This is a genomic window from Reichenbachiella sp., from assembly GCF_965233835.1.
In the GTDB taxonomy this organism is placed as follows: domain Bacteria; phylum Bacteroidota; class Bacteroidia; order Cytophagales; family Cyclobacteriaceae; genus Reichenbachiella.
Genome location: NZ_OZ247585.1, coordinates 4,570,580 through 4,582,747 on the forward strand (window position 1 = coordinate 4,570,580; position 12,168 = coordinate 4,582,747).

7 protein-coding genes are annotated in these 12,168 nt (G+C 41.4%); all 7 read right to left on the reverse strand.

Annotated features, from left to right (window positions below; translation table 11 throughout):
• Position 1 precedes the first annotated feature (1 nt).
• The 7 genes from ACO6S2_RS19355 to pilV all read right to left on the reverse strand — a co-directional run bounded on the left by ACO6S2_RS19355 (position 2) and on the right by pilV (position 11,876).
• The gene (locus tag ACO6S2_RS19355) at positions 2–427 is read right to left on the reverse strand and encodes a helix-turn-helix domain-containing protein (RefSeq protein ID WP_422360209.1); all 426 of its coding nucleotides are present in this window, start codon (positions 425–427) and stop codon (positions 2–4) included.
• 238 nt (positions 428–665) lie between these two features.
• A complete protein-coding gene (locus tag ACO6S2_RS19360) occupies positions 666–920 on the reverse strand; it encodes a hypothetical protein (RefSeq protein ID WP_422360210.1) in 255 nt (84 codons plus the stop codon).
• An 18-nt stretch (positions 921–938) separates the two neighbouring features.
• Complete coding sequence (locus tag ACO6S2_RS19365) at positions 939–1,151, reverse strand: transposase (protein WP_422360211.1); 213 nt, start codon at positions 1,149–1,151, stop codon at positions 939–941.
• A gap of 214 nt (positions 1,152–1,365) precedes the next feature.
• Positions 1,366–1,767: a hypothetical protein gene (locus ACO6S2_RS19370; RefSeq protein ID WP_422360212.1), complete on the reverse strand. Its 402-nt coding sequence runs from the start codon at positions 1,765–1,767 to the stop codon at positions 1,366–1,368.
• Complete coding sequence (locus tag ACO6S2_RS19375; RefSeq protein WP_422360213.1) at positions 1,764–8,333, reverse strand: FG-GAP-like repeat-containing protein; 6,570 nt, start codon at positions 8,331–8,333, stop codon at positions 1,764–1,766. The genes ACO6S2_RS19370 and ACO6S2_RS19375 overlap by 4 nt, the downstream gene beginning before the upstream one ends.
• A 12-nt stretch (positions 8,334–8,345) precedes the next feature.
• Positions 8,346–8,780: a T9SS type A sorting domain-containing protein gene (locus tag ACO6S2_RS19380; protein WP_422360214.1), complete on the reverse strand. Its 435-nt coding sequence runs from the start codon at positions 8,778–8,780 to the stop codon at positions 8,346–8,348.
• 24 nt (positions 8,781–8,804) lie between these two features.
• Positions 8,805–11,876: a shufflon system plasmid conjugative transfer pilus tip adhesin PilV gene (pilV, locus tag ACO6S2_RS19385; RefSeq protein ID WP_422360215.1), complete on the reverse strand. Its 3,072-nt coding sequence runs from the start codon at positions 11,874–11,876 to the stop codon at positions 8,805–8,807.
• Positions 11,877–12,168 lie beyond the last annotated feature (292 nt).

The window sequence follows — 12,168 nt, forward strand, 5'->3', positions numbered from 1 at the left end:
GTTACCCCTTCTTTTTGTTCAGCTTTGAATCGATCAACTGCTGAGGTAAGGACTTTTTTCTAATAGGGATCTTCAACTCATCTTCTGCGATATCAATCATCATATCGAAAATGATAGCCTTCTTATCTGTGAACTCCAGCTTCTTTTCCAGAGAGGCTTTTTGCTTCTCCAGTAGTCGCACTTTGGCTTCAAGTTCTAGTAGTTTTTGTTCTGGTGATTTCTCCAAGGGCAAACGGGATTTGTGTTCCCAATCTAATCCCCCATGCTTTCTTAACCAATCGCGAACAGTACTTTTTGCCTGAATGCCGTATTTGTTTGCAGCTTGCGTGATATTAAGTAGTCCACTTTCTACTTCTTCAACCACTTTTAGTTTAAAACTCAGCGTATAATCCTTCTGAGTTCTTTTTACGTAAGGCTTGTCTTTCATTTAGTTACACTCTTTGTGTAACGCTATTTCAGGACGAGACAAATAAAACATTAAAAACCTCTTGAGTTAACTCAAGAGGTTTTTTTGTGTCTGTACATTTTTAGGTAGTATAGAAAATACTGCTTATCGCATCCCGATAATATCGGGGATCAAAAGTGGGACAACCCTGCTGCTTTAAGTGTTCCGCAAGGATCACTTGAAACAATTAATCTTCATCAAGTCTCCAGACTTGATAAACCTAAAGAAAACAAATCTTAACCAACCCTTTTCCTCCGCTATAATCAATAGCACTTGAATATCTATAATGTTCCGGCTCGTTCACCAACCCTGCTTCTACCGGATTCAGATGAATGTAGTTTAATTTCTCATCTTTAAATTGATTAGTCTCTAGTTCTTTGGGCTGATTATTCTGCCGAATCGTCGTACCGCACCAAAATTGGTAATGCTTGTTATTAGCATTTTTCTTACCAGCCGATCTAAATAGCCAAAGCATCCAGCCCCTTCTACTTTCCTAATTGTTGTTTTCTATAGATGACAATATAGTAGAAGCCGTGTATTTCTTAAAATCTCGAAGCGTATCTGACAACCTGCCCTCTTTGGATGCAATGATAAGATGAAGATGGTTTGACATTAGGCACCAGGCATATATTTCTAATCCTTTATCCTTTTGGCAATAGTTGAGACTATCTACAACTATCTGCGCATACTGCCGTCTGGGAAACACATCGATCCATTCGACTACTGCAAAAGTGATAAAGTAAATGCCAGATTAATTTCTGATTTTATATCCTGATGAATTCATGGTATAGGTTGGTATTAGACCATCAAAATAAAAAATAATTGCTTAACAAGTCTGAAGACTTGATTTTTGATTTCTCCTTTCAAGTCTCGCTTCGCTCAGACTTAAAAGAGCTGGGATCGAAAGTGGGACAACCACTCTATTCTTCCTTGTTGATTGTTTTTCCAACCACAAATACAAACCGTTCATCATTTCTAATGATGAACAGAGTGTCTGAATTTCTTTTTTTACTGATTACATCTCCAACATTTAAGAAATCTCCTAAGAATTCTGCTTTAAATTGAAAGTTTCTTGTATATGGAAGGCATATTTTTTGATTGTTGGCAAGGCTAATAAGAATAAATCCCATATGGCTAAACACCGAATCAACCAGATTCGGTGTTATCATATCCTCTTTATTAATTTTTTTGTATTCACTAGAATATGCATTACTGCTAAATTCTTCATCTGAAATTTCTCTTAAAAAAGAGAATGTCGCTCCAATAAATAAAACTATAAATACGACACGTATCAAAACAAGTCTGGAGTTTTGTGTCTTCATTTAAGTAAAATTTCAGTTCTGCCTTCGTTATAATTAAAATTAAATGGAATTCCTTTAAAAGGGAATCCTACTCCTCCACTTCCCGAAATAGCAATTGTTCGTCCACCATCGAAATCAGGCTCACTAACTGCAATACTAACTCCAATATCTATTAACTTGTAAGTTGCTGCAACAGAAAATTCCTTTCTCAGGCTTTCAAGTGAACCCATATTAAAATTATCCATATCACCAGTATAATAAATTAACCCGCCCTCTATAGCTAAGGAACCATCAATTCCAAACATTCCTCCTCCAAAATCCAAATACCAATTAAACTCACCCTCCGAGTTACCATTTACAATACGTACCATTCCAAAACCTAAATCTGCACCAGGTCCTGAAAACCAGTCAACATCAAACCCTCCGAATACAGCTGCGGGCTTCAAATATCTAAAAATAGCATATAGTGCTTCGGCCGTTTCCAAACTGGTTCCTGCAGTCTCGACCATAGATTTAATAAATCTTTTTCGTGATCTATTCTCTTGCCACCTTTCGCCATAATGATTAAACATTAACACATAAGCACCAGTAACAGCGCCATCCGCAAAATTGCCTCCGGCAATGGTGGCAGAAGCCCCCCCAGCAGTAGATGAAATGGCTAGTTCTGCTCCAAAACTATCCATACTTGAACTCGCTGATGCCGCCAAACTACTTATGCCTCCTGAGGAAAATCCATGCCAGAAATTGCCTCCTCTTGAAAAACTCATAAACCCTTGTGCTGTGGCATGCGAGGCTGCGCGGGCCAATTCATTTCCAAAACCTTGCCTGGCCGCATTATCAAATGCCGTCCCAATTCCGTGAGCTAACGTGGCTCCAGCGACCCCATAAATGCCACTGACCGTGGCGGCAAACAGTGCATCTCCCAAGCTAGCACCATCAATGAGAGAACCAGCAAAAGTACCTATAAAGGCTCCAGCTCCAGCCGCTAATTGATATCCAATAATTGGTGTTAAAAATATTGTTGTTGCTATATTTAAAACTGTCCCTATCGCACTTCCCCATGATAAATATCCGCTTGGATCCGTCAGCGACAGTGGATTATTCAACACATAGCTGTAGCGGTTGTAGCTTTGCAGATTGTCCGGGAACTGGGTAAACGGGTCCGCACTTAAAAATCTTCCCAGTACCGGGTCATAAACCCTGCCGTTCATGTTGATTAAGCTGAAGAGGTGCAAGTGTTCATGACCGGTATAGCCTCGGTCGTACTCCTGATCTACCGAACCGGCCAAGACATCCCAGGTATCTGCATCCCTGCGCTGGCCCCAGGCGTCGTAGCTGTAGCGTTCCAGTACTGTAGCCGAGGCATCCATGATACCGGCTACCGAACCCAAGTGGTCTTTTAACAAATAGTGGGTTTCACTGTTGGGGCCTACAATGGTATGAATGGCTACTGTCCCGCTACCGCCTTTGATATAGTGTAGTTCGCGGTCTTCGCCCTCTTCATTGATTTCCTTTTCATAAATCCCACCCACAAAAACCTTGGTAGTAGTCAATGACCCATCGATAAAAGTCTTGGTCACTTTTCGTTCATGACCTGAACCGTAGATAAACTCTAAGGCTGAAAAGCCCTCTGTAATCAATGATACTTTGTTGAAACCCGTATAGGTAATGTTTTGAACGGTAGATGGGATTGAGCCACCTATGTTATCCACACTGCTTACCGCATGGGGTTTAGTGCCATCATAATGATAGTACCCTACATCAGATTTGTAAGTCAGGTTGCCCAATTCATCGTATGACATATCCAAAGCCCCATAGGATTTGCCTGTAATTTCTGACTTGATCAGCCGATTAAGGTTATCGTAATTGAAAGTTTCGGTAAGCCCTAAGCCACCATCTGCCAAGTGATCTGATCTTGAGGTAAGATTCGACAGCAGGTCGAAGGCGAAACTCATATCTTGCAGCAATGTCTGGTTGTATGATACCTGAATTGAATTTAGCTGGCCTGTTTTAGGGTTAAACCCATGCGATACCGCTGCGCCATTTCCAAGCACATAGCTCTCATACTGTCCTCTGGCGTTTTGATAAGTCGCTTGCCAGTAAGTGGTAGGTCCGCTCGGGTCTTTTACACTAGACAGGAACCCCTGGGCATTGTAAATATGCTTCACTTCAAATCCCGAAGGGTAAGTCAATACATCCAGCTTGCCATCTGACAGATAACTATAATAAGTACTATACGCCTGGCCTTCTATTTGCTCGGTCTCTTCTATGACCTGGCCGTTGCTATCATAGACATAAGATTTTGTAATACCATTGCTTTGCACCACACTGGTCAATGCGCCTTTCCATTGGGTATCATACACCCAATTGGTGCTTTCCACCACACCCGCTTTAGTTATCGTTCTGGTCAGCGGTCTACCTAAGTTATCATAAGTAAACTCTGTCACGGCCCCTTCTGCATCTGTTTGCTTGAGCAACTGGCCAAAAGCATCGTAACTATCATAAGTAATGACTCCCAAGTCCGGGTCAATAACCTTTGTCTTATTACCCAATAGATCATATTCCAGTGTTGTGGTATTCCCTTTGGAGTCCGTTGCCGTATGCAACAATCCACTGGAATAATAAGCATAAGTGAGGGCTTTCCCTTCATGATTTGTACTTGTCACCAGTTGATCAAAAGCATCTACTGTAGCGGAATTATTCTGTTGTTTGGCATTGGTAGTAATGCTGGAGTAAGCGGCATATTCATTTTTGGTTACCCGATCCCCAGGTGACTCAGTCTTAGTGACCCTGCCAAAGTCATCATAAGTAGGGTAATGCCAATATTGACTGGCTCCCACAAAATAAGGATCCGACTTCTTTTCAACTTGTCCCTTTCTATTATATATCTGATCGACTTGAATGAACTGACCATCAAAACTTTTGGCTTGACTCCTTAGCTCTCTGCCTAGACGATCATAAAAGGTTTTTTGCTCTCCCCCATCGCTAGTAGTAACCGTAATCGAGTATCGCGATCCTGAGGGGCCACCTGACACGTCCCAACTATAGGTAGTTTCAGCAGTATTTCCTAATGGATCTATCACCTTGATCAGGCGATAGAAGTTGTCATACTCCTGAGTGGTCACCAGTCCATTGGCATCAGTACTTGAAAGCATGGTGCCAGACACCTGATGGTAACTAAATGATGAACTATGCCCGATAGCATTAGTCACATTCATCAGCAAGCGGCCATGAGTATCATACTGCGATTGATCTACCCGGGTACCTCCAACACCTGTTACAGTAGACGTAATTACGTTACCAAAAGCATCGTAAGTATAGGTGGTGCTTAGCGACAGGGGGTGACTTGGTTCAATCGTTTCAGTTTTTAAAAAACCAAGCCCATCGTAGGTAAAAGAAGAACTTCTGGTAGATGGGGTTTCTCCAGGAGCAGTTTTGGTCACACTGGCACTTTTCAGACGACTTATGAGCCATTCACTTGTATTTGCCGTTTGGTATTCATTGTCGGTAACCACTGTATGCCCGGAGCTATAAGTCTGGGTCATTTTTGTTATGTTTCCATACGCATCATAGGTGTCATATTTTGTAGTGAGCCTTGAAGTAAGACTCCCAGATCCCGAATCATACTTTTCGACGATCACCTGATCCTGAGCCAGAACATAAGTTTTGGCATGACCATCATCCAAATTTTGATAGGTGATTTCCTGAACAGAAAGTTTATTGCCGTTGTTTATGGACGAAACCACCTGCTTGTCCAGTTGAGGCACATAGAGACCATGCTTATCGTACGAATAGTATTGTTCTGTTTTAGTTTGACTGGTGATGTTTTTGGTAGTCACTTTTTGAAAACCCAAGAAACCGTTGCCCTTTCTATGAATGGCTCCGCCCTCATATTGGTAAGTGGTTTTGCTCAATCCACCTAAGCCATCATCTGCATAAACGCCACTGACCAGAAATACAGGGAACTGAGCACCAATGACAGAAGCATTGGTCAAGGACCTGTCTAACACATGAATATCAGAATTAGTCATTGGGAGGTAATCAATAAGCATCATAGCGCCACGGCTATTGACGATAGATTTCACCAGACTCTTCTCCTTCTTAAAATCCGTCAAAAAACGATAGGGTCTATCCACCTGAGCGCCTGCCCCATGAGAAACCAGCACACCTTTTTTGAACTCAAGAAAATCAGTCGTTCCATTTCCTGTAAAGTCACCTGTAACCAACTTGCTTTCATCAGATTTCGAAAATGACTCAATTTGACTCCAGGAGGCGTTGTTGAATCGATAGATTTTAACTGTTCCAGAACTAGAGGTCGGAAAAAAGCTCAGTTCAGTTCTGCCATCTCCATCAACATCTACAGGAGAAACATGATAGTCGTCCAAGCCTGAAATAACATTCACCTCATCCATTTCGAAACCCAGTCCGGTACCATAATAGATGTGCCAGTTGTATTGGTATATAGGTTCTACACATTCACCATCTTGATTGCAGGTACTGCCATCCGGACAATCATCACAATCTAAGGGTGGCGGTCCACCTCCGGTACATGGGGTACAACTGCCAGTTACCGTTTCTCCCGTCTGAGTGGCATAGGCATGCCTGACCAAAAAGTCTGCTTTCCCATCTCCGTTGAAATCTCCCTGATGAACATTACCAGCTATATTGTCATTGTTAATTTCAGGCAGGTTTTCAGATTGACTAAAACGAAAGGCCTGACCTCTAATTCTTGAACCAGTAGAAAAGTAAATACAAGACTCATTTCCTACCAATGGCTTGTTAAAATTGTCATACATCGTTGAATTCAATTTGAGACCAACATAAATATCAGTCATACCGTCACCATTGTAATCGCCCAGCTGCAACTCATTGCCGTGCAATTTGGTATTGACAAAATCGGGACGGAACTCAATTTGATCATTGAAATTTTGAGGAAAAATGGTGTTGTTATTGAAGAAGACGAGAGCCAGCCAGGCCGGAGCCTGACCTTCAGGTTGGCTCAGGGTGTTGTACATTAAATCAGCATAGCCATCCCCATCAAAATCAGACACGTACATCCAATCATGTTTTGATTCAGTATGGGGAATCCTTAGGTCTGCAGAAGGAGTCGGTGTAAAGCTGCTACCAGTTGCTTCGAATATTTTGTAAGACCTATATTCTCCTGTAGTATCAATTTCAATAAAATCAGTCAGACCGTCTGCATTAAAATCTCCCACATAAAAATCGTGTTCTGGTCCTGATACATTGCCCTCCGCAATAGATACCAGTTCATTTTTTTGATATTCAAACAATCGCCACTTGTGTACCTGAGTATTTAAATCTACATATTCATCAGGCGAGATGACCAACACATCGGCAATTCCATTACCCGTAAAATCACCAGAAAATTGTTTGACCTCCAAGTCCAAATTGGTAGAAAATTCGGCCATCTGCAGACTTCGATCCGATGAAACCTGTAGATCATTGGTTAAATTATTCCAATCAAATTTTATCGGGTTGTATGCCTCTCCAGCACCGTTTTTTTCGGTCACACTTGCCAGATGTGGCACATTATCATAGGTGTCATAACTCAAAGCATACTCTCTGAAAATAGTAGCCCCATATCTACATTTAATCGTAGACATCAACTCGGTGATTTGTTGTCTATGTCCTCCTACGTAGTAAAATGGATCGTCTGCTCTGCCCTGATATTCAAATTCAACTGAAGCGTATGGCTCCATACCCGTTAGATCATTTCCGGTATAGTTTATTTTTTTGGGGAAATAAGATTGGTAGGATTTGGTATACTCAACAGAAATAAAATTTCCTTTGCGATCTTCGACTCGATTGAGCAGCCAACTATGATAACCAATATCGTCCTCTCCAATTTGGGAATCTGCTGTATATCCGTAATATTTTATCAAGCCTGACTTTTCCCACACCTTGAATTTCTTAGGAAAGCCCGAACTTCCCTGCGATTCATACGCCACCACCTTTGCAAAGCGGTTATTCTCAGTTCTGTATTCTGATCCTGCAGCGCCATAAGTACCACTAACCAAGATCAATCTTTCACCATCAATGGCCAGTTTATCTGTTCCATCGAAATCGACCGGATCTTTGACATTATTATCCAGATATTGTTTGGTTGGCGCTCGGGATATAGAAGATAGCCCTGAAAGTGTAAATCCGTACCCCATTATTCCATTCTTGGCCTGACTGTTATAGCTTATGCTTAAGTTCGGCTCCATATCTGCCGTTCCCGGAGATACCAAAATAGGAATGTTATAGGCTGCACCACCTGTAGAGCCTACATTGAATGATCCAGGGGTTGTCCCGGCCACCCCATTGTTGTTACTTCCTCCTTGCGAATTGGTCAGGGTAGATTCATACAACGCTTTGAGTTCAAAATTCCGTAGCTGCCCATTGAATTGTTGGGTGGCATCTGATTTGTAAGAAAATCCATTTTTCAGTTTGATAGATTCTCTGGCTATATAGTGTCTGGACTCACCAGACATATTCTCTTCTAACTCATGATGGATGGCTCTTTCCTGACAGAGTCCTTCACTAGATAGGAAAAGAGCGATAAATAGGTATAATATATATTTCATGGTCGGCTGGTCTTATCTTTTGAGGACTTTTTCTATGTATGACTTTTCACGATTTCTCCACTTGACCACATAAAGTCCCGAAGGTTGTTCAGTGATGTCAAATCGAATTTCAGATTGATCATAATTGTCTTTATAGATCATTCGACCACGTATATCAAAAACGTACAACTCCACCACACCTGAGTATTCGCCCATTCTAATGAAGAAAAGTCCATCACTGGCATTTGGATACAGCATAGTTTCAAATTCTTCTGTGGCAACCTCCTCAATCAACGTACTATCACTCTGCACCAGACTTCTAGACGAAGAAGGAGAATTGCTAATAGAACGCTCCGTTCTGTTACCCACATTGTCATAGTGGAAGTATATGGTTTGTGCTTTAATGTTCCCAAGCGAGAGCACGACCAGCACTACAATTGAGAAAAATATTCTTGTTGAATAATTCATGGCTAAAAATTTAAAATCCAACAATTATTTATTCTCTAATTGAAGAAGTCGCTCCTCGATATCATCGATTCGTTTGTTTTCCTCTCTCAGGCTTGCTATTTCCTTGTCTTTTGCTATCAAATGCAAAGTCAATTCTTCAATTTTCTTCAATAGAATGGCATTCATTTGGCCGACTTTGATGCCGTTTTCTGACACTTCTTGAGAAGAGGGCACTTCTGGCAGGTGCTTATTTTTAGCTATGAATGCCGCCGTTTCTTCCAGGCTTTCTAACTCATAGCCGGCCTCAAAAACATAATCCGGCCACTCGCCTTCGTTCTGGATAGTGACTTCTTCGGCACCTACCTCTCCGGCTACGGATAAAGCAAAAGTGGAATGTTTTGTTGTTCCAATAGCCAAACTTCCATGATATGAAATTTTGTCGGGTCCATCTTGCACAAAGTCTGATTCGATTTCACCACTGCCGTTGAGGTGCAGTCCATCACCCAGTTTGACATCCAGATTTTTGCTGATCGGGTCCCAAACCAGTCCCTGATTAGCGTTGACACGGCTATCGTAGGCGGTTTTCCAATCCACAGCACTTCCATAAGAACCGGTCAAGATATTGGAGCTGCCCAGCACATTCAGGTTACCAGTGATATTTGCATCCTGTAAGAAGTCTGCCGAAAGAGAGAACACTGAGCTTCCACCTACATTTAGATTGCCGGACAGATTGGATACGCCTTCAACAGTCAGATCACTTGAAAAAGTACCACTTCCAGTAGATCCATTTAAAGTGATTCTATTAGGGTTACTTGAATCCCCAATATCCGATGAAAAAGTAGCCACACCATCCTTATCAACATAAAACAATCCGAACCAGTTGGTTTCATCGTTTACATCCTGAGTACCTCTTCCCACTTTGAAAATGGCATCCTCTCCTGTATTGTCTGTATCCATGGCAAAATTCATTGCATTTGGCGAGGTATATGATGAAGTAACAAAGCCATTGTTAAAGGTTACCCTGTCCGCAAAAGTGATCTGGTTTTTCTCCGCTGGGACACCGGTTCCAGCTTTCATGAAGTAGTCAGCATCAGGAGTAGAATTGGTTGAATTTGAAAAATAGCTGATGCCATCGTTGTGGAAAAAGTTCAGGAATTTTCCTGAACCTACGGCATTATCCAAAAGTACCAAGCCTCTAGTGGTGCTACTGGAACTAAACTCTATCGACTCCTGGATTCTAATGTAATCGTCATTCACCGTCTTTTCTCCGGTACCCTCATCCAGGTTGGGTCCGGCCACTTGATCGTTGTCAATAAAGCCCTGATCACCTATGGCCAGGTTACCTTCAATATCTATCACATCGCTCGCATCTATGGTGACATGAGCACCTTCCGGGCAGCCACATTCTTCCCCTTCCGCATGCGGACTACAAGAAAGTACATCTACTGTATCTGCCTCTTGGTAAACCTGGCGAATGACCCATGGCGTCAAGGATTCCACACTTCTGCGTCTTATCTCATCTCCTGCTCCTAAAGACAATACGTATTCATCCTCATTACCCAACTCAGTATTTGTAAGGTTAAAATTTCCTTCCAATTCGAAGCCATTATGAATCACTACGGTACCATCATCTTTTATGGTCAAATCACCCAGTGGGTCAGCAGGATCTGGCACATCTGGTAGTGCTCTACCCCTGAGTACCAGTGGCTGACCATAAGAATGAATTCTGGTAACGGCAGTATTAGCCAACTGTTCAGCCACCAGGTATTTTTCATTTCCTTTCCTAAAATGCAGCGCCCCTTCTTCGGTACTGACGTTAGCCTCTCCGTCATGGTAGAGTCGGATGTAGTCGATGGTTTCGTCTGCTGTGTTGGCTAAGCTTAACTTGCCAATTACAGACAACTTTTCGTCGGGAGAGGTGGTGCCGATGCCAACATGTCCACTTTGCTTAATCACAACTCTATTGTCATTCGATGCTCCCTTTGGTCTAAATTCTAAGTAGTCATTATCGCCGTACTGACCTATATCCCAAAAATTTGAACCACTTCCTTGAATTCGCATAAATGCCCAATTGGTTGCGCTGGTATTTTGAATATAGAAATCAGCGCGACTGCCTCTGAGGTGTAATTTTGCTGTTGGAGAAGTTGTGCCAACACCTACTTTTCCATCATCCCTCACATAGAAATGTGTTTGATTACTATTTCTTACCTCTAAAGCATATCTACTAGAACTATTCGTTCCACCTGTATTAATATGCATACCATAGCCGCTACTATGAGCCAAATACACATTGGAAGAACCGTTTTCAAATCTGGACTGCCAGCTACTTGAATGAGTTTTCTTTACATGTAGTGGGTAAGAAGGTGCTGTAGTTCCTATTCCCACTTTTCCATCTGTTTTAACCAAAAATCTAGATCCACCATTGCCGACTTGAAATGTTCCATCCGTTCTCATCGTTCCGGTGTTATGATAGAAACTCTTATTTCCATATGTTCTTATCCAAGTCGCATCGGTCATGTAAAGGCCTCCGCCATAAGATTGAAAATAAATGCCTCTTTGTCCAGATACTCGCATCCAGCCACCATCCGCATAAATATCACCCTTGGCGTGAAGTTTATAACTCGGAGAAGTGGTGCCTATTCCAATGTTTCCAGACGAGTTGATGAAAAGTCTATCTGCATTGTTTGTCCGAATTCGAAATTGATCATTCCCTCCAAATCCAAAGTAAGTATTTTCATCACCATTGTGTCGGATGTAGTCATTGATATCTATACCTCCTGAAACGTCTAGCTTGTTATTAGGAGTCGTTGTACCGATTCCTAATTGTCCTGAAAAGTTTAAGGTCATTTTTCTTGAACCCACATCGTTATGAGAACTGCTTTGAGAAAAACTAAAATGAAGCTTCCCATCCTCTCTTTCATTAAAAATATTCCAACTTTTATACCCAGCATATAAGGTAGTCAATCTGATACCAGCGTCCACATTGGTATTCCTATCATAGTTTATAATATAAACATCCTTATCCATTCCATATAATGAACCATCTATTGTATTATTTTGGGCTGTAAGTTGATTAATCAAGAAACTTGAAAGGAGTAGGGCAATAATTTTTTTCATGATCGAATAGGTTAAAAAGAATCATCATCAAATCCCTCTTGCTAGAAGTTTTTGAATGACTATCTCAAGAAATTGTAGTGAACTTTTATCTAAAGCCTTGAAGGCCTTTTTTAAGAATTGTATTTAGGTGACAAGTCGGTTTTGATTCATTTATTTGTAACGTAAAATGAATCTCAAAATGCTGGCGCAATGATAAAAACAACCAGGCCTTTTCCAAACCGTTAGTTGAGAAATTTTTACGAGTCAATGACATTAATGAAAATCTTTCTGACAAAAAACTAAATTGTTACGT

Coding starts and splice junctions, on each gene's coding strand:
- ACO6S2_RS19380 (WP_422360214.1), bottom strand. CDS start 8,780: ATGAATTATTCAACAAGAATATTTTTCTCAATTGTAGTGCTGGTCGTG.
- pilV (WP_422360215.1), bottom strand. CDS start 11,876: ATGAAAAAAATTATTGCCCTACTCCTTTCAAGTTTCTTGATTAATCAA.
- ACO6S2_RS19370 (WP_422360212.1), bottom strand. CDS start 1,767: ATGAAGACACAAAACTCCAGACTTGTTTTGATACGTGTCGTATTTATA.
- ACO6S2_RS19360 (WP_422360210.1), bottom strand. CDS start 920: ATGCTTTGGCTATTTAGATCGGCTGGTAAGAAAAATGCTAATAACAAG.
- ACO6S2_RS19375 (WP_422360213.1), bottom strand. CDS start 8,333: ATGAAATATATATTATACCTATTTATCGCTCTTTTCCTATCTAGTGAA.
- ACO6S2_RS19355 (WP_422360209.1), bottom strand. CDS start 427: ATGAAAGACAAGCCTTACGTAAAAAGAACTCAGAAGGATTATACGCTG.